We start from the raw sequence: 18,932 nt of genomic DNA on the forward strand, positions 1-18,932 counted from the left end.
GAAAATGGTTTTCCGGCGATGACCTATACTTAAGTTAGCTGTGCAGAAGGTTTTCTGCGCACGCGTTAAACCTGCAAGAGGGCATCGCTATGGGTATCATCGCCTGGATTATCTTTGGTCTTATTGCTGGCGCTATCGCTAAACTGATCATGCCGGGAAACGATGGCGGCGGCTTTATTTTGACCTGTGTACTCGGGGTCGTTGGTGCGGTTGTGGGCGGCTGGCTGGCGACGATGTTTGGCTTTGGAGGCAACATAAGTGGTTTCGACCTGCACAGTTTTCTGGTCGCTGTCGTGGGTGCCATTGTGGTGCTGGGCATATTCAGGTTACTGCGACGAGCATAAATTGACGTAAACGGCTCTCTGCGGAGGGCCGTTTTTTTTGCCTGAGTATTGATTTGTTAATCTAAATGATAATAATTGTCGTTCCGTATTGCATCTAACAACAAGACGACATTATGAATACCTCACGTTTTACGCTTTGCGCTCTGGCAGGGGCCGTCACGCTGGCATTGCAGGTCCCGGCGTTTGCCGAAGAATCCACCATCGTCGTCACGGGCTCAGAGCAGGGCAGCGCGCTGCCGGCCTGGACGAACAGCGCCACGAAATCGGCCGTTGCCGAAAGTAAAACGCCGCAGGTCATCACGACCCTCTCTGCGCCGGAAATTGAAAAGCGTCATGCGAATTCGGTGAATGAAATCCTGCGCTATGCCCCGGGCGTCTCAACCGAGGTGCGGGGGAATACCTCCTACATGAGCGAATATAAAATTCGTGGCTTTACCGTCGACCAGGAGTTCTACAACGGGCTGCAGCTGCCCTATAACGTCACCGGCAATACCAAAGCGCGCATCGATCCGCTGCTGATCGACAGCGTTGATATCCTGAAAGGCCCCTCATCGGTCCTTTACGGCGGCGGTTCGCCGGGCGGGCTGGTGAATATTCAAAGTAAAAAACCGCAGCGGGAAGCCCGAACCGAAATCGGCGTTAACACCGGAAACCGTAATCTGAAAGAGGGATACCTCGATTCAACCGGGCAGATTGCCGACAGCGACTGGAACTACCGTCTGCTGGGCAAAGCCACGGAAAACGACGATCAGCCGCACACTACCCGGTATGAAAACTACCTGGTTGCGCCGTCCGTCACCTGGCAGCCCGACAGCAAAACCCGCCTCACCCTGGACGCGCTGGCGCAAAACACCCCGAGCCTGACGCCGTCTAATCCGCTGCCGCTCGCCTACCTGCGCTCGAAATATGCGGGCAAGCGCGATTACGCCGGAGATGAGTGGAGCGGGTTTAAGCAGCGTCAGTGGATGCTGGGCTACAGCTTTGAACATGAGTTTGACAGCGGCTGGGGCTTTAATCAGAAAGCGCGCTATTTCGACGTCGATACCCACCAGCGCAGCGTCTACGCGACAGGGACGGGAAGCGAGGCGTATCAGCTCAACCGCTTTGCCTACACCACCGATGAAGACCTTAAGAGCTTCAACATCGACAACCAGGTGACCAAAACCGTTGCCCTTGGCGACTGGAAACACCACCTGCTGGCCGGGTTTGACTATCAGAAGCTGAATTCCCATTTCCATTATCGCTACGCGTCGGCCACGCCGGGCATCGATATGCGGCATCCTGACTATTCGCAGATCCAGGAAAGCGCGCTGGGGCTCTATACCGCCCAGAAAAACCGTCTCAGCTATCAGCAGAACGGCTATTACTTACAGGATCAGGTAGAGTTTGGCGGCCTCAACCTGCTGGGCAGCCTGCGCTACGACGATTACCGCTCCGTTACCACCAACTACCTGCAAAACGGTGATAAAGCCTGGGTATCGCAGGATCGCGTCACCAAACGCCTGGGCGCGCTTTACGCCTTCGATAACGGGATTTCGCCGTTTATCAGCTATTCAGAAGGTTTCGCGCCGGTGTCACCGCAGGGTACGCTCGTGGCGAAAGACGTCAAACCGACTACCAGCAAGCAGGTGGAAGGCGGGGTGAAATATCTGCTGGCCGACTACGCCACCACCTTTACCGCCTCGGTGTTTAACATCCGGCAGAAAAATGTCGTCACCTCCGATCCGGGCTTCCTGAACTATCGTCAGACCGGGGAAGTGGAATCCAAAGGGGCAGAGCTCTCCGCCATCAGCCGTCCGACGGACAACCTGACGCTGATTGCCAACTATGCGTACACCCACGCGATCAACCGGGAAGATGACAAGTACAAAGGCAAACGTCCAACGCAGGTACCGGAGAATGCCTTCAACCTCTGGGGGGATTACACCTTTGACAACACGCCGCTGAAAGGACTGATGCTGGGGGCTGGCGCACGCTACACCGGGCCGATGGAAATCTCTCCGGCAAACGATGCGGGTAAGCTGGGCGGCACCACGCAGTACGATCTGGCGGCTTCCTACCGGATGGGTGAAATCCTGCCCTCGCTGGCAGGGCTAACGCTTAAAGCCAGCGCGCAGAATATCACTAATAAAGAGACGCTGACCTGCTACGACGCGACCAACTGCTGGATTGGGCGTGACAGGACGTATCAGCTAGGGGCGAGTTATAGTTTCTGACGATCGTTTCCCATTCCCGGTGCTGAGGGATCTCCAGTAAATTTTTAACCAGTAGCGATTCTGGTTTTTAAAGTGAAACGATTTATTCGCAGCGATGCCATGGTCCGGCTGTAAATCGCTGAGGCGTTTCCTGAAGGCCGGGGCGAGGCGCATGGATGCGCCGAGAGGGCGGGCTTTACAGGGACGTTACCTCCGCCCGTCCCCGATAAGCCGGAAGGAATAAGACGAGGGCACCGCGAAGCGGCGATTTACCGCCGGGAGCCCGGGTCGCCAGGGTGGTGGCGATTGAGCCACCCTGGCACGTTCACAGGCCATGTCGTTACAGAATAGCAAGGAACATAAAGTGAACGGAATGACCACCGCAGCCGTATGTTCCCCTCACCCTAACCCTCTCCCCAAAGGGGCGAGGGGATTGTTCGCTACTCGCATTAATTTGTGAGGATTAGAGCCAGCACGCGCAGGCCGGGTAAGGCGTAGCCGCCACCCGGCAATACCCTTACTGCGCCGCAGCTTTCACCGGCTCAGCCTCCTCATTTGCCGCAGGCTGATTCTCCGGCACGCTGTCGCACGGTTTTGCTTTCGGGCAGACCCGATCCAGCATTTTCAGCGTTACGCCGTTACTCCAGCCGAAGCCGTCCTGCAGCGGATACTCGCCGCCGCCGCCACCCGTACCGGTTGTCGACACGTCATACTTCTCGACCAGTTTCTTTTCGCGGTCGTAAGTATGCTGAACGTTCTTCAGGAAGCGCCAGGTCACGTCCATAGAGACCTTCTCCTGTCCGTAATTCTGCAGCCCTTCCGCGGCCACCCACTGCAGCGGGGCCCAGCCGTTTGGCGCATCCCACTGCTGGCCGCTATTGACGGTGGTGGTCGCAATACCGCCCGGTTTCAACAGGCGCGCCGAGGTTGCCGCGGCGACTTTATCGGCCCGGTCCTGCGCCGCCGCCTTCACGTAAAGCGGGAACAGGGCTGCCGCCGTGAGCTGATTGCGTACCTTCTTGCTCTTGAGATCGTAATCCGCGTACCAGCCCTCTTTATCATTCCACAGGTGGCTCTCGATGGCTTTCTGACGCGCCGTTGCCAGCGCCTCGTATTTACTTGCGCTGGCGGCGTCGCCACTCTCCTGGCTTGCCCGCGCCAGCAGTTTTTCCATCTTGAACATCAGGGCGTTCAGGTCCACGGGGACAATGCTGGTGGTCCGGATGGTGCCGAGCTTTTGCGGATCGTCCATCCAGCGGGAGCTAAAGTCCCAGCCCGAGGCCGCAGCGGAACGCAAATCACGGTAGATCTCGGTCGCAGGCCGGTTAGGGTTACTTTTGGCGGTATTCACGTCGTCAAGCCAGGACTCCGGGCGCGGGGTATCGCGGTCGTCCCAGTAGCGGTTGAGGATAACGCCGTCGTCCAGCTTCACCACGCGTTTGTTAGCCTGCCCCGGCTGAAGGGCGTCGACGCCGTCCATCCAGTAGGCATACTCTTTCTCCATCTGCGGACGGTACTTCTTCAGCGCATCGCTGTCGTGGGTCGCCAGCAGTTCAACCATCATTGAGAAAAACGGCGGCTGGGAGCGGCTCAGGTAATAGCTGCGGTTGCCGTTGGGAATGTGGCCGAAGGTATCAATCTCATACGCAAAGTTATCCACCATGTCTCTGATTTTGTCCCAGTGATCGCTCTCTGCCAGGCCCAGCATGGTGAAATAGCTGTCCCAGTAGTAGACCTCGCGGAAACGTCCGCCGGGCACAACGTAAGGTTTGGGTAACGGCAGCAGGGAATCCCATTTGTTGCTGGCTTTATCCGTGGTGCGCGTCAGCACGGGCCAGAGATCGTCGATGTGCTCACGTAAACTTTGTCCAGCAGGCGGAACATATTTTTCCCCTTCCGCAGGGAGCGTAAAGTTCATCTCGACAAAGTGGCGTAAGTCAAAGCTGGACTGCGCGTGCTGCATCCGGTAATCCGCCAGAATCATCAGCGGGTCGCTTTTGGGGACGGCATCCGCGAAGGTTTTCTGATCGGGAAACAGTTTGGCGCTTTGCACATCGTTAAACAGAGGGCCCAGCAAAATATCGGGTGAGGTTGTCTGGGCTGCGGGGCTATCATCGGCATAACCGCAAGTCGTGACGCCGAGCAGCGCGCCTCCTAACGCAAGGGGCAAGAACGCGGGGCGTAGTGTACGAGGTCTTATCATCAGTTCGTCTCCTGTCTTCACTAAACAGCGTGACCGCTGTTGTCAATCACCTGAAAACCTTAGACGAATATTGCCCGCTTCGCGTTAATAATTGCCTGCCCGTCAGACCTCTTCCGGCGTCTGGCTGGCTTCCCGCAGCGTGCCCGGCGCATGTCCAATGATGCGCTTAAATGCCCGGCTAAATGCCGCCAGAGAGCCGTATCCCAGCCGCAGCGCGACGGTTTCAATCGGCTGATTTTCGTGGCGAATGTACTGGATGGCCAGCCGCATCCTCAGCTCGCTGAGATATTTTGCCGGGGTGGTTCCCGTCGCGGCCAGGAATCGTTCGGCGAACACGGAACGGGACGTGCCCGCTTCTTTTGCCAGATCCGCCACGCTCCAGTTCAGGCCGGGCTGCTGGTGCATGGCGTAAATGGCCCGGCTCAGGCGCGGGTCGCGCAGAACCTGCACCCAGCCGGTGGCTTTACCACATCCGCCTTCAACCCAGCCACGCACGATTAACGCGGCCACCACGTCGGCCAGACGCGCAAGGATCCCGGCGTACCCGGCCTGACGCGAAACGGATTCCCGCTCCATCGCCGCCAGCAGCGGGTGGATCTCCGGCCAGGTGGACATCAGCCGGCTGACCATCATCACTTCCGGCATCGCCTTGATCAGCGGCTGCATCCCGCCCAGCTCAAAATCCATGCACCCGCTAAAGATGATGGTGTTCTCGCTTTCCGGGCAGGGTTCGCAGGTGATGGCACACACCGAGCTGCAGATGGGCTCGCTGGGAAAGGCATTGACGGGCGTAATGGTTGCCCGCTCGTCAGAGAGCAGGGCATGAGAATTACCGCAAGGAATAAAGAGGGCATCGCCGCTGCTCAGTTCGAACGTCGCACCGCTTTCCATTCGCAGCAGGGCGCTACCGTGGCTCACAAAATGAAACTGCGCCCTACCGGGCGCCTGATGGAAGGCGACGCCAAACGGCGCGCTGGCCTGGATCCGCCGGTATTTCACACCTGACAGACGCATGCCGCGTAAAAGTTCGCTGATCAGATCGGGTGACTGTACGGTCATGGCGCAACTCCGGACGAATAATCAATAAGTGGAGATTATATGTCATAGATCGTCCAGGGTGAACCTTCTATGCTTTTGCGACAGTTGTCACATTTTTATAACGGGAGAAAAACAGATGAATTCATGTGTCGCGGCGAGCGAGGCGGTAGCGCCTGCAAAACCCGCCTGGCGGGCCGTCTATTCACTGGGGCTGGGGGTGTTTGGTTTGATTACGGCAGAATTTCTGCCCGCCAGTCTGTTAACGCCGATGGCCGCGAGCCTGGGCGTGAGTGAAGGAATGGCCGGACAGGCCGTCACCGCCACCGCGCTGGTGGCGCTGGTAACCGGACTGCTGATTACGCCGGCGACCAAAAGCATTGACCGCCGCTGGGTGCTGATGTTTTTCTCGGTGCTGCAAATTATCTCCAGCCTGCTGGTGGCCTTTGCGCCCAACCTGCACGTCCTGCTGATGGGGCGCCTGCTGCTGGGGATCGCCATCGGGGGATTCTGGGCGATGTCGACGGCGACCACGATGCGTCTGGTTCCGGCAGATAAAGTGCCGAAGGCGCTGGCGGTGATCTTCTCCAGTGTATCGATAGCCACGGTGGTCGCGGCGCCGCTCGGCAGCTATCTGGGCAGCCTGATCGGCTGGCGCAACGTCTTTGTGCTCTGCATTCTACCGAGCATGCTGGCGCTGCTGTGGCAGCTCTGGGTCCTGCCGTCCATGAAGCCGGAGAGCAGCGGCAGCCTGAGTACGCTGTTCCGCGTGCTGCGTCGTCCGGGGATGATCGGCGGCATGCTGGCGACCATCCTGATTTTCAGCGGTCATTTCGCCTTCTTTACCTACCTGCGCCCGTTCCTGGAAACGGTGGGGCAGGCGAGCGTGGAGACCATTTCGCTGATCCTGCTGGGCTTTGGGCTGGCCAACTTTGTCGGCACCTCGGTTGCCGGGCATCTGCTGGCGCGTAATCTGCGCCTGACGCTGGCGCTGGTGCCGTTCGCAATGGGCGTTCTTGCGCTCACGATGGTGGCGTTTGGTCATCTGGCGATGCTGGACGGGTTCCTGGTCGCGCTGTGGGGCTTTGCATTTGGTCTGGTTCCGGTGGGCTGGTCAACCTGGCTTGCCACTACCGTTCCGGATGAAGCCGAAAGTGCAGGCGGGCTGCTGGTGGCCTCAATTCAACTGGCGATAAGTGCCGGTGCGGCCGGGGGCGGTGCGGTATTTGACCTCAACGGCGCCAGCGGTGTATTCGCGGGCAGCGGTCTTTTGCTGGTAACGGCGATGGTGATTGTGTTTATGGGAGTAAAGGTGAAGGCGGAGTGAATTATTTGCCGGGTAAGCGCATGCGCCACCCGGCATTACGGTAAGACTTACAGCCCTTTCTTATCCATCCACACCGCCAGATCCACCAGACGGTTTGAGAAGCCCCACTCGTTGTCGTACCACGCCAGGATCTTCACCATGTTCCCGCCAATCACCAGCGTGGAAAGCCCGTCGATAATCGAGGAGCGTGGGTCGCCCTGGTAATCGCTGGAGACCAGCGGTTCATCGCTATAGCCCAGAATGCCTTTCAGAGGCCCGCTGGCGGCCGCGTTGCGGAACGCGTCATTCACCTCTTCGGCGGTCACGTTTCGGCTCAGCGTTACCGTTAAATCTACAATCGACACCACCGGCACCGGCACGCGCAGGGAGTACCCGGTCAGTTTGCCGTCCAGGGAGGGGATCACTTTCCCCAGCGCTTTTGCCGCGCCGCTGGAGTAAGGCACAATCGACAGCGCCGCCGCGCGCGCGCCGCGCAGATCTTTCTCCGGCTGATCGTGCAGCGCCTGGCTGTTGGTGTAGGCATGCGTGGTATTCATCAGGCCATGCTCAATCCCGAACTGCTGATGCAGAACCTGAGCGGCCGGCGCCAGGCCGTTCGTGGTGCAGCTCCCGTTACTCACCACCGCGTGACGGGCGGGATCGTACTGCTCGTGATTAACCCCCATCACAATCGTCAGGTCGTCGTTCTTCCCGGGGGCGGAAATGATGACGCGCTTAGCGCCGCCGTGAGTGATATGCACCGCCGCTTTTTCCCGCTCGGTAAAGAAGCCGGTGGCCTCAATCACCACGTCAACGCTGACGTCACGCCACGGGATATTCGCCGGATCGCGTTCGCTAAATACGGCGATCCGCTGCCCGTCTACCTGCAGCGCGCCGTCTGCCGCTTCAACCGGGGCGGGAAGCGTGCCCAGAAGGGAATCATGTTTCAGCAGGTGGGCGAGGGTTTTACTGTCCGTCAGATCGTTAATGGCCACAATCTGCAGATCCGGGTTACCCAGCGCCGCGCGCAGGAAATTACGTCCGATACGGCCGAAACCGTTAATACCGACCTTAACCATGGTGCACTCCTTATCTCTGTTGTCTGGAGTCACTGTAGGCGTCGGGCCGGTTGGCGTAAATGACAAAAAAGGATCAGATTACGCCATTTTGCGGCAGTGGAAGCGCTGGCGGTACTCGCCGGGCGTGAGGTGGAGCTGTTTCTCAAAGATGCGGCGCAGGTTAATGCTGGTGCCAAACCCGCTTTGCTCGGCAACGCGCTCAAGGGAGTCATGGGTCTGCTCAAGCAGCTGGCGGGCCGCGGCCAGACGCGCTTCGGTTACGTAGCGGGCCGGAGAAACTCCCGCGTCGCGGGTAAACACGCGGGTGAAATTACGCGGGCTCATCGCCGCTTTCTCGGCCAGATTTTCCACGCACAGGTCGGCGGTGAGGTTCTGCAGGATCCAGGCTTGCAGTTCGCTTATCGGGCCCGATGTGCCGGGCTGCTGCAGGCTGTAACGGCTGAACTGCAGCTGGCCGCCGGGACGGCGCAGGTACATCACCATGTCCTGCGCCACGTCGCGGGCGAGGGTAAATCCGTAGTCGTCTTCCACCAGCGCCAGGGTCAGATCGAACCCGGAACTCACGCCGCCGGAGGTCCAGATGGGGCCATCCTGAATATACAGCGGACCGCCTTCGACGTGGATAGCCGGATACTGGGCTTGCATCGTCTCCAGCAGCCGCCAGTGGGTGGTCGCGCGGCGACCGTCCAGCAGGCCGGTCTGGGCCAGCAGCATCGCGCCGCCGCAGATAGAGGCCACCCGCCGGGCGTGCGGCGCAGCGAGGTGCAGCCAGTCCACCACCGCCGTGCTCTCCTGCTCGTTCATGCCGCGTCCGGTGATGATAATCGTGTCCAGCGGTTCACGCGGGTCCAGCTCCGGCAGGCGATAGTCCGCCAGCAGATTCAGGCCGGACTGGCCGTGGATCACCTGGTGAGGCTGAGTGGTGGCGATGATAATCCGGTAGCGGGGCTGCGCAAGACCTTCCGGATGCAGCCGGTTGGCCTGCATCAGAATGTCGGCGATACCGGCGGCTTCAAACAGCATGCCGCCGTCGGGAACAATGATCAGGATCTTCTTCATGTCCTGAAAAGTACCTTTATCACAGAATAAGTCAAGCAGCGCGTGCGCCCCACGTTTCTGGCAAAGCAATGCGATTTAAGTTCTTTGTTATTTCAGGCGTTATCCCCGATCGTCAGAGAATTATCTCTGGCGAAACGGCGTCTGAAGGAATGAGTCAACGAAGCTCCCTCTATTTACATCCGCAACAACGCGAACAAATCAGCCACCTTGCATCGGGTTTTTTATGGCGCAGCGAACTGCCCACGTGGCTGTTGATTATCACGATTTATGCAGGCTGGTTTGCCACGCTGGCGTTCTGGCAAACGCTCGGCCTGCTGCCCGCCACGCTGCTGCTCATCGGGTTTACCGCCTGGTACATGTCCCTTCAGCATGAGCTGATCCACGGACACCCCACGCGTTTTGCCTGGCTCAACCAGCTGTTTGGCACGCTCCCGCTGGCGGTCTGGTATCCGTATGGCCTGTACCGGGACTCCCATCTTGCCCATCATCGGCACCATAGCCTGACCCATCCGGTGGATGATCCGGAGTCGTACTATTTTACCGACGAGAGCTGGGCGCGCTTTTCTCCGTGGCAGAAACGCGCGATCCGCGCCCGGAATACCTTCGCCGGGCGGCTGATGCTGGCGCCGCTGCTGGATATCCTGCAGACGCTGGGCAGCGCCGCGGCGGCGTTTCGTCACCTTCAGCTGCGGGCTATGGCGATGTGGCTGGTTCACGTTTTGCTGCTGGTGGCGCTCTTCGCCTGGATGACGCATACCGGTTTTTCACCCGTCTGGTTCGTGCTGGCCGTCAGCTATCCGGCGCTGGCGCTGACCAAGGTCAGATCGTTTTTCGAACATCGCGCGGCGGACGACCCGCTGGCGCGCTCCGTCATTAACGAGGCCGGGTTATTCTGGCGGGTACTGTTTTTGAATCTCAACTACCATTCAGTGCATCACGATCTGCCGGGCGTTCCCTGGTACGGGCTGAAGGCGATCTACCAGCAAAACCGGGAGGCGTACCAGCAGCGAAACCACGGTTTTCTCGTCAGGGGCTATGGTGAATGGTTGCGTCAGTTCTGGGCCAGGCCCGTCGACGTCACCGTTCATCCCGCAAAACAACAGGGGGAAGGGTATGAGTAACCTGCTGGCGTTTCCCATGTATGCCGTGGATCGCGCCGACACCCGCGCGCTCTGGCTGGCGGTAAAGAGGCTGCTGGCCGCGCGCGGTGTGTCCGTCGATCGTGACCCCGGCTGGCCGGAGTCTGACCTTCTGACCCACTGGCAACAGCCAGCGCTTATCCTCAGCCAGACCTGCGGTTATCCGCTGGTCACGCAGCTCCCGGACGTGCAGGTGGTCGGCTGTTTTCACTACACGGCACCGGGCTGCGAAGGGATCCAGTACCGCAGCTTTCTGGCGGTGCGCGAAGAGGATCGGCACCTGACGCTGGCGGGTTTTCGCGGACGTCGGGCGGTCTGTAATGCCCCGGATTCCCAGTCCGGCTACAATGCGCTGCGAAAAATAGTGGCTCCCCTGGCGAGCGGCGGTCCCTTTTTCGCGCAAACGTCCTTCAGCGGCAGCCATCGCCAGTCGCTGATTGATGTGAAACGCGGGGCGGGGGATATTGCAGCCATCGACTGCGTGACCTGGGCACTGCTGCAGCGCCATGAGCCGGAACGCCTTGCGGGGCTGGCGGTCATTGGCCGCACCCCGCTGACGCCGGGCCTGCCGCTGATCACCTCGCATGACACCTCGCCTGAAACGCTTAACGCCATTCGTGATGCACTTCACGAGCTGGTGGATGCGCCGGAATACCGGGAGGTGCGCGACGCGGTGCTGATCGGCGGTTTTAGCGTGGTGACGCGCGAGGCCTACGCCTCATTGTCCGCGTGATAAATCTCCTGCGCGTCGGTAAAGCAGCGCAGCGCCAGCGAGGAGACCGGCTTCTGCCTGCGCATAATCAGGCCGACGGGAGCCTCAATGTTCGCGTCGGCGATGGGGACAATCCTGAAGTTGCTGTTCAGTGCCTCCAGCCCGTTGTTCAGCGGCATGACGGCGCAGCACACGCCGCTCTGAACCGCCTGAATGATCTGGAACGTCGAGTCGCTTTCGAAAACGGACGTCGGTTCGATGCCTGCAGATTTAAAGCTGGCCTCCATATGCGCCCGGTAGTGCATCCCTTTAGTCAGGAACCCCAGCGGAAAATCCGTCAGGTCGTGCCACGTCAGCGCTGCCTGGCCGAGCTGGAAATGGCGAGTGTCGTGCAGCAGGCCCATCTTCGTTTTTGGCAGCTGGATAACGTCAAACAGGCTGGTGTCGATGCTGTTGAGGTAGCAAATTCCCAGCTCAAGCTGATTGCGGCTGACGCCGTCGGCGATCTGCGCTGAGGACATGGAATAGAGGCTGTAGGTCAGCTCCGGGTATTTTTGCGTTAGCTGGCGAATAAAGATCATCGGATCCACGCTCGCCAGCGGCACCATCCCCAGACGTAATTCGCCCACCACCTGGCCTTTACACAGCGCGGCTTCCGCCTGTAGCCCGTCGTGCGCGGCAAGCAGGGCGCGGGCCCAGGCGAGGATGCGTTCCCCCTCAGGCGTAAACCCTTCAAAGCGCTGCCCGCGCACGATCAGCACCAGCCCCAGCTCCTCTTCCAGGCTGCGGATGCGCATGGAAAGGGTCGGCTGGGTGACGTTGCACTGCGAGGCCGCTTTACCAAAGTGGCGGGTTTCGTCGAGCGCGATTAAATATTTTAACTGTTTAATATCCATCATTCTCTCTGCGCGGGCAGCCTTACAGCATGCGGATCTCTTTCGAGCGCAGGGTGATGCGAACCGGAACGGATTTATACGACGGCGTACCGCTGTCCTTATCCAGATAATCAAGCGGCACCAGCACGTTGGCCTCCGGGTAATAGGCGCCGACGGTGCCCGGCGCGATGTTGTACGCCACCACGGTAATGTCTTTCAGACGCTGAACGCTGCCGGGGAGGGCGGTTTCGATATCCACGCGGTCGCCGTGTTCCAGGCCTGACTGCGCCATATCGTCTTCGTTCATAAACAGCACGTCGCGGCGGCCAAACACGCCGCGGTAGCGGTCGTCCAGCGCGTAAATGGTGGTGTTGTACTGGTCGTGGCTGCGCAGCGTGATCAGGCGCAGAACGTGCTCACCTTCGCCGCTGGCGTTCTCGTGAACGCCGTCGAACACCGAGAACATCGCTTTCCCCGTCGCCGTTGGCCAGATGCGTTGCGTCGGCGGCAGCGGCATGCGGAAGCCGCCGGGAACGCGGATCCGCGCGTTGTAATTCTCAAAGCCCGGAATGGTCTGCTCGATCAGATCGCGGATCCGGTCGTAATCTTCTACCAGCGTCAGCCAGTCAACGCGGGTTTCCGGCAGCGTGGCTTTCGCCATGCCGGCGACGATAGCGGGTTCCGAACGGAGCAACGGCGAGGCGGGCTTCAGCTTGCCGGATGAGGCATGCACCATCGACATGGAGTCTTCGACGGTAATGGACTGACGGCCGGTGGCCTGGAGATCCAGCTCGGTGCGGCCGAGGCACGGAAAGATAAAGGTCTCTTTGCCCACCAGCAGATGGGTACGGTTGAGCTTGGTCCCGACGTGCACGCTCAAATCCAGGTTACCCATCGCCGGAAAACCCCGCTCGTGATCGGGCATCGCGACGGCAAAATTACCCCCGAGGCAGATGAGCGCCTTCGCGCGGCCGTCGATCATCGCCTGCGTGGCCTGCACCGCATCGTGTCCGTGGTGAGACGGCGGCTCAAAGCCGAAAACGTCCTTCAGACGGTTCAGGAAGGCCGGGGTAGGCTTCTCGCTGATCCCGACGGTGCGGTTCCCCTGAACGTTAGAGTGGCCGCGCAGGGGGCAGATACCCGCGCCGGGCTTGCCGATATTCCCGCGCAGCAGCAGCAGGTCGGCGATCAGGCGGACGTTCGCCGTACCTTTATTGTGCTGGGTAATGCCCATTCCGTAGGTAATGATGGTGGCATTTGATTTCGCATAGGCGTCGGCCACCTTTTTGAGCGCCGCCTGGCTCAGCCCAGACTCGCGCTCGATCTCGTCCCAGCGGGTTTGCGCGATATCGGCGGCGAAGTCCTCAATGCCCTGGGTGTGTTCGGCAATAAACGCATGATCCAGCACGTCACCGCGTTCGGCCTCCATTTCCAGTAGATGTTTGGCAATGCCTTTCAGCGCGGCGGCATCGCCCCCGGCCTTCACCTGGAAATAGGTCGAGGCGATATCCGTTGAGCCGTAGGTCGCCATTTCAATCACGCTTTGCGGGTCGGCGAAGCGTTCGAGGGCGCGCTCGCGCAGCGGGTTAAAGACGATAATCGGCACGTTGCGCCGTGCCAGCTCGTGGAGAGTCCCCATCATTCGCGGATGGTTGGTGCCGGGGTTGTGGCCGATGGAGATCACCAGCTCGGTCTTATCGAAGTCGTCCAGCGAGACGGTGCCTTTCCCGATGCCAATCGAACGCGGCAAACCGACGCTGGTGGCCTCGTGGCACATATTCGAGCAGTCGGGGAAGTTATTGGTGCCGTATTCGCGAGCGAACAGCTGGAACAGATACGCCGCTTCGTTAGAGGCGCGTCCGGAGGTATAGAACTCGACCTGGTCCGGTTCGAGCCCGCGCAATACTTCGCCGATGCGTTGAAACGCCTCGTCCCAGTCGACGGGCCGGAAGGTATCGCTTGCCCGGTCATAGCGCAGGGGATGCGTCAGTCGACCGTAGCCTTCCAGTTCAAAGTCCGATTTTGCCAGCAGCGAGGAGACGCTGTTTTCGGCCAGAAACGCGGGGGTAACGCGTTTGCTGGTCGCTTCCCAGGTCACGGCTTTGGCGCCGTTCTCGCAGAACTGGAACGTCGACTTGTGTTCTTTATCCGGCCACGCGCAGCCCGGGCAGTCGAAACCGTCAGGCTGGTTGGTGCGCAGCAGCGTGGCGGGAGCATCCAGGGTATCCATTTGGGTACGTACCGCGATGGCCGTCGCTTTTAACGCGCCCCATCCTCCGGCAGGACCGTCATAGTGTCTGATACCCGGCACCGAGCGTCTTTTCTTATTCATACCCACTCCTGATTTCTTCGGTCACACAACGTCTGAACCCATAAAAACGCTGCAAAGGACAATAAGTGAAAGCAATGACGACCGGATGGCTATGCGCATGCGGTGTAGAAAAATGCTTTATCTTAAATTCGTTTTATTACAGCGATTTATCAGATCTGATGTTTAAATATTTAAAGAAATTATAACGAAATTTTATCATTTTAATAATAAATCTTATCTATCACACGGTAGGCAAGATAGATGGGGCGAGCAGGAGAGGATGTAGCAACAATAAAATTTCGAATGAAGGCTGCGGGCGGCAGCAATAAACACGGGTCGCAGCTGGCGGGCCATTGCGAGCATTTTTTGGCGGCGATAATGTCAGGATGGTTAACTCAGGCTTAATGATTAAAGGATAAAATTCAGGCCTGGCCGGATAATTGTCGCAACGCGAAATATAAAGTTATTTTGAGGCGTAAAATTAACGTCGTGCAACATAAGTGAAATAGTCACATTCACGTTAACGCGTGCATTCAATATTAAAGTTACCCTGTTAGTGCAACAAATAATTCATCTTTCATATATTCTGCTGACCTCACCAATACGCGAATTCTACTAATTATGGTAGTGGTGATAATAGCCATATTGCGTTAATGAAAGTGGTTATCTTTTGTATTTTTTGTATATAAAACAAATGATTGCAATGTTGTGTGGCTAAGAAATAAAAGGGCGTAGGTCATATCGGTTTTTTTCATAGGATTAATCCTATAATTTTCCGACTGCTTCATTTACCAACAGTTACGTACCGGTAAATATTGAATTGAGACGAAGCTCATGTAAACTTGTTTACCGTTTGTCAAAATATGTCAGGAAGACACTGGGCCTTATTCTGAAGGGCTCGTGCGGTAGCTATGCCCTTAAAATAGTAACGCCCCGAAAATATCCTGGCTATTTTAACAATAGCACCTAAGTCAAACTTCACTCCCTTATCTTCATCATCGAAATATCGCTACGGAAAAGCATATGAAAATGCGCGTACTGTTTTCACTTCTGTTTGTAATGGCGGTGGCGGGCTGTAAAGCGCCGCAGAAACCTGTGATCAACGACGATACGATCGAGACCAGCCAGGTCAACGGCGTGACCTTAACCCACCGTCACGCTGTGACGCCGCCGGCGGAGTTCAACCCGGTCAACGAACCGTATCGCGCCATGTATCCAGCCTCCCTGATGAGCCGTCCTGACTTCGGCGGCAAAGTTATCCGCACTCTCGACACCGGAAAAACCTACGTGGTGCTGGGTCAGGTTGAACATTACTGGATGGCGCTTGCCGATGAAGGCAACGATCAGCTGATTGGTTACGTCCCGATGCGCGCCGTGATCAAGGCCGACCTGTACGACGCCGCCGTGCGTAAACAGGCCATTCGTCCGAAGGCGCGTAAAAAAGCGACCTGTGTCGACGTCGATGGCAACAGCAAAGCCTGCAAAGACAGCGCTAACGGTACCTGGATCCTGAACTAAACGGCTTGCATGAGCGCATTTTTATGAATAATAAAAATTTTCATAAGCTGTGGTTATTCTTTTACGCGGTGATTTTCGCCCTGGTCAGTGGTTGTACGTCGTCTTCACACAGCGACCCCTCCCGCTACAATCTGCAGTTTCAGGCTCATCCACAAATCAACGAATCTGCGCCGCTTAAGGTCCGGGTGTTGTTGCTGAAATCCGATGCGGATTTCATGTCCAGCGACTTCTACTCCCTGCAGAACAACGCGTCAGCCACGCTTGGCGCGAATCAGCTGAACAGCGACGTGTTCTTCCTGATGCCGGGACAGCTGTCCAAAACCCTCAGCGGGCAAAGCTCTCCGGAGGCCCGCTACATCGGCGTGATGGCGGAGTATCAGATGCTGGATGGCAAAAAATGGCGCGTTTCACTCCCTCTGCCTGTGCCTGGCGAAAATCATATCTACCAGTTCTGGAAATGGTCCGCGGATGAACTTCAGGCCAACGTTTTTCTCGACGTGAACGGCATTCGGGTCATCAGCCAGTAACGCGCTTCAACACAGGAAACACATCATCATGACGAAAGCAGAAAAGGTCGTCTGGACCGAAGGCATGTTCCTGCGTCCACACCATTTTCAGCGGACTGAAAGCTATCTGCTCAACCATGTTCGTGAATGGGGCGCGCTACAGCGATCGTATCTCTGGGGCTTTCTTGACGTGGAACTGGATGAAGCGATGCTTCGTCAGGGATGCATTGCCCTGAGCTACTGCAGCGGCTTGCTGCCGGACGGCACCTTTTTCCAGGTGCGAAACGGGCGCAACGGCCCTGCGCCGCTGAAAATTCCTGACAATCTCACCAACGAAAAGGTGGTGCTCGCGCTGCCGGTTCGTCGTGGCGAGAGAGAAGAGGTGATTTTTAGCGAAGAGCCGGCCTCGCTGGCGCGCTTCATCGCTTTCGAGCAAGAGGTGGAAGACGACAACGCCATGTCGGTGGGGGATGCCACCGTCCAGTTTGGCCGTCTGCGTCTGACCCTGATGCTGGAAAAAGACCTCACGGCGGAATGGACCGCCATCGGCGTGGCGTTTGTGACGGAGAAACGTAACGACAACCACGTGCGGCTCGATAACAGCTACATCCCGCCGATGCTCAACGCCAACAACAGCCCGCAGATCTACAGCATGATCAACGATCTGCACGGTCTGCTGGTGCAGCGCAGCCAGCAAATTGGCGGTCGTCTGCGCCAGCCTGGCCGCTTTAACACCTCCGAACTGATTGAGTTCACGCTGCTGTCGCTGGTTAACCGTCATCTGGGCGAGGTTTCTCATTTAAAAACCCTCCCGCTGCTGCATCCGGAAACGCTCTGGCGCAGCTGGCTGCCGTTTGCGACCGAGCTCGCCACCTGGACGTCGCAGCGTACCGCCGAAAGCGTGCTGCCGATTTACGATCATGACGATCTGGCTAACTGCTTCAGCAAACTGATGCTGATGCTGCGTCAGGGACTGTCGCTGGTGATGGAAGACCACGCAATTCAGCTGCCGCTGAACGAACGCTCTCACGGCCTGAACATCGCCACGGTGCCTGAAACCAGCATGGTGCGCGAGTTCGGCTTCGTGCTGGCGGTTAAAGCCAACGTGCCGGGCGAACACCTGCAAACCCATTTCCCGGCGCAGATGAAGGTCGCGCCGGTCTCGAAAATCCGCGATCTGGTTCAGCTTCAGCTGCCGGGCATTATGCTGCGCGCCATGCCGGTCGCGCCGCCGCAGATCCCGTGGCATGCCGGCTACAGCTACTTTGAACTGGAGAAGGGCAGCGAGCTGTGGCACGAGATGGATAAGTCCGGCGCATTCGCCCTGCATCTTGCAGGGGAGTTCCCGGGGCTGGATATGGAGTTTTGGGCCATCCGTAGCCCGACAGAATAATAAAGCGAGCGCTTAATATGCAGGAACGACAGGACACCGGCAGTGATGCCGCGTTTACCGGAGCCAGTAGCAACAACCAGCTGGTGGCGGCCGCCAATCCGCTGCTCAACGCGATTCCGCAGATCCGTCATTCGGTCTCCCATGACGATCAGGTGGCGTTACGCCAGCGTCTGATCGATGAGATTCGCCGTTTCGAAGTCCGCTGTCAGCAGGCGGGGCTGCCCTACGAAGTGATCGTCGGGGCGCGTTACTGCCTGTGTACGGCGCTCGATGAGGCCGCCGCGCTCACCCCCTGGGGCAGCAGCGGCGTCTGGTCAAGCAACGGTCTGCTGGTGACCTTCCACAACGAAACCTGGGGCGGCGAGAAGTTCTTCCAGCTGCTGGCGCGCCTGTCGCAGAACCCGCGCGAGCATATCCTGCTGCTGGAGATGATCAACTACTGCCTGCTGCTGGGCTTCGAAGGACGCTATCGGGTGCTGGATAATGGCCGCACGCAGCTTGAAACCATCAAGCAGCGGCTGTGGCAGATGATCCGCGGCGTGCGCGGCAGCTATCCGCCGCCGCTTTCTCCCCATCCGGAAGATCGTCCGGTACTGCGCAAGCTCTGGCGGCCGATGGTTCCCCTGTGGGCCTGCGTGGCGCTGGCCGGGTTTATCGCCTGCCTGTTTTATATCGTGCTTAACTGGCGCCTTGGCGATAACACCAACCCGGTGCTGGCGAAGATTTACCAGTCCCAGCTGCCGGAAACCACTATTCAGCAGCCGGCCCGTCAGCTTCCGGCGGTGCTGAACCTGCGCGGCTTCCTGAAGCCTGAAATCGAGGCGGGCCTGGTCGCGGTGAAAGACGAAGCGGATCGCAGCGTCGTGATCCTGAAGGGCGACGGGCTGTTTGCCTCTGCCTCTACCGTCGTGCGTGACCGCTATGAACCGGTCATCAACCGCATTGCGCAGGCGATGAATAACGTCAGCGGCAAAATTCTGGTGGTGGGCTACAGCGACAACGTGCCGATCCGCAGCGCGCGCTTTGCCTCGAACTATGAACTCTCTCTGGAACGCGCCCGCTCGGTACAGAAAATGCTGCAGGGAAGCCTCTCTCAGCCTGGCCGCGTGAAAGCGGAAGGGCGGGGCGAGATTAACCCGGTGGCGCCGAACACGACGCCTGAAAACCGCGCCCGTAACCGCCGTGTGGAAATTACTCTGCTGGTGTCGCCTGAAAACACTCAGGCTGAGCTGAACGGATTGCCGCAAGGAAACTAAG

At 58.4% G+C, this 18,932-nt stretch carries 15 protein-coding genes; 9 read left to right on the forward strand and 6 right to left on the reverse strand.

Annotation, left to right across the window (positions count from 1 at the left end):
* Positions 1-89: 89 nt before the first annotated feature.
* Both AC27FC_RS02605 and AC27FC_RS02610 read left to right on the forward strand, forming a co-directional pair.
* A complete protein-coding gene (locus AC27FC_RS02605; protein ID WP_008502662.1) occupies positions 90-344 on the forward strand; it encodes a GlsB/YeaQ/YmgE family stress response membrane protein in 255 nt (84 codons plus the stop codon).
* Positions 345-457: 113 nt separating this feature from the next.
* Positions 458-2,560, forward strand: coding sequence for a TonB-dependent siderophore receptor (locus AC27FC_RS02610; RefSeq protein WP_094934708.1), 2,103 nt, complete (start codon positions 458-460; stop codon positions 2,558-2,560).
* Positions 2,561-3,056: 496 nt separating this feature from the next.
* Here AC27FC_RS02610 and AC27FC_RS02615 read toward each other — a convergent pair whose 3' ends face one another.
* Together AC27FC_RS02615 and AC27FC_RS02620 are read right to left on the reverse strand one after the other, a co-directional pair.
* The gene (locus AC27FC_RS02615; protein ID WP_094934707.1) at positions 3,057-4,742 is read right to left on the reverse strand and encodes an alpha,alpha-trehalase; all 1,686 of its coding nucleotides are present in this window, start codon (positions 4,740-4,742) and stop codon (positions 3,057-3,059) included.
* Positions 4,743-4,844: 102 nt separating this feature from the next.
* Positions 4,845-5,801 (reverse strand): AraC family transcriptional regulator, encoded by a 957-nt coding sequence (locus AC27FC_RS02620; RefSeq protein WP_087822764.1) that lies wholly within the window; start codon positions 5,799-5,801, stop codon positions 4,845-4,847.
* 115 nt (positions 5,802-5,916) lie between these two features.
* Here AC27FC_RS02620 and AC27FC_RS02625 point away from each other — a divergent pair, with 115 nt between their 5' ends.
* A complete protein-coding gene (locus AC27FC_RS02625) occupies positions 5,917-7,104 on the forward strand; it encodes an MFS transporter (RefSeq protein WP_033145809.1) in 1,188 nt (395 codons plus the stop codon).
* 47 nt (positions 7,105-7,151) lie between these two features.
* Here the strand turns inward: AC27FC_RS02625 and gap are convergent, their stop codons facing one another.
* A complete protein-coding gene (gap, locus tag AC27FC_RS02630) occupies positions 7,152-8,162 on the reverse strand; it encodes a type I glyceraldehyde-3-phosphate dehydrogenase (RefSeq protein ID WP_094934706.1) in 1,011 nt (336 codons plus the stop codon).
* 78 nt (positions 8,163-8,240) lie between these two features.
* A complete protein-coding gene (locus AC27FC_RS02635) occupies positions 8,241-9,221 on the reverse strand; it encodes a GlxA family transcriptional regulator (protein ID WP_094934705.1) in 981 nt (326 codons plus the stop codon).
* Between the two features lie 149 nt (positions 9,222-9,370).
* On the opposite strand from AC27FC_RS02635, the gene AC27FC_RS02640 reads away from it, so the two are divergent.
* Complete coding sequence (locus tag AC27FC_RS02640; RefSeq protein WP_112778128.1) at positions 9,371-10,342, forward strand: fatty acid desaturase; 972 nt, start codon at positions 9,371-9,373, stop codon at positions 10,340-10,342.
* Entirely contained in the window at positions 10,335-11,093 is a 759-nt protein-coding gene (locus tag AC27FC_RS02645; RefSeq protein ID WP_196354256.1) for a phosphate/phosphite/phosphonate ABC transporter substrate-binding protein, read from the forward strand. Before AC27FC_RS02640 ends, AC27FC_RS02645 begins: the two co-directional genes overlap by 8 nt.
* On the opposite strand, the gene AC27FC_RS02650 is transcribed toward AC27FC_RS02645, so the two are convergent.
* Together AC27FC_RS02650 and AC27FC_RS02655 are read right to left on the reverse strand one after the other, a co-directional pair.
* Positions 11,072-11,968 (reverse strand): LysR family transcriptional regulator, encoded by an 897-nt coding sequence (locus AC27FC_RS02650; RefSeq protein ID WP_094934703.1) that lies wholly within the window; start codon positions 11,966-11,968, stop codon positions 11,072-11,074. The genes AC27FC_RS02645 and AC27FC_RS02650 overlap by 22 nt on opposite strands.
* A gap of 22 nt (positions 11,969-11,990) precedes the next feature.
* Positions 11,991-14,279: an FdhF/YdeP family oxidoreductase gene (locus tag AC27FC_RS02655; protein ID WP_126327598.1), complete on the reverse strand. Its 2,289-nt coding sequence runs from the start codon at positions 14,277-14,279 to the stop codon at positions 11,991-11,993.
* Between the two features lie 1,002 nt (positions 14,280-15,281).
* Here AC27FC_RS02655 and AC27FC_RS02660 point away from each other — a divergent pair.
* From AC27FC_RS02660 to AC27FC_RS02675, 4 genes are read left to right on the forward strand one after another with little or no spacing between them, the layout of a single operon-like run.
* Positions 15,282-15,776, forward strand: coding sequence for a hypothetical protein (locus AC27FC_RS02660; protein ID WP_033145802.1), 495 nt, complete (start codon positions 15,282-15,284; stop codon positions 15,774-15,776).
* Between the two features lie 23 nt (positions 15,777-15,799).
* Entirely contained in the window at positions 15,800-16,303 is a 504-nt protein-coding gene (gene tssJ / locus AC27FC_RS02665; protein WP_094934701.1) for a type VI secretion system lipoprotein TssJ, read from the forward strand.
* Between the two features lie 28 nt (positions 16,304-16,331).
* A complete protein-coding gene (gene tssK / locus AC27FC_RS02670) occupies positions 16,332-17,675 on the forward strand; it encodes a type VI secretion system baseplate subunit TssK (RefSeq protein ID WP_024909829.1) in 1,344 nt (447 codons plus the stop codon).
* A 17-nt stretch (positions 17,676-17,692) separates the two neighbouring features.
* Complete coding sequence (locus AC27FC_RS02675) at positions 17,693-18,931, forward strand: DotU family type VI secretion system protein (protein ID WP_033145801.1); 1,239 nt, start codon at positions 17,693-17,695, stop codon at positions 18,929-18,931.
* The last annotated feature ends 1 nt before the right edge of the window (position 18,932 follow it).

This window comes from Enterobacter sp. C3_dUdeg, assembly GCF_057536195.1.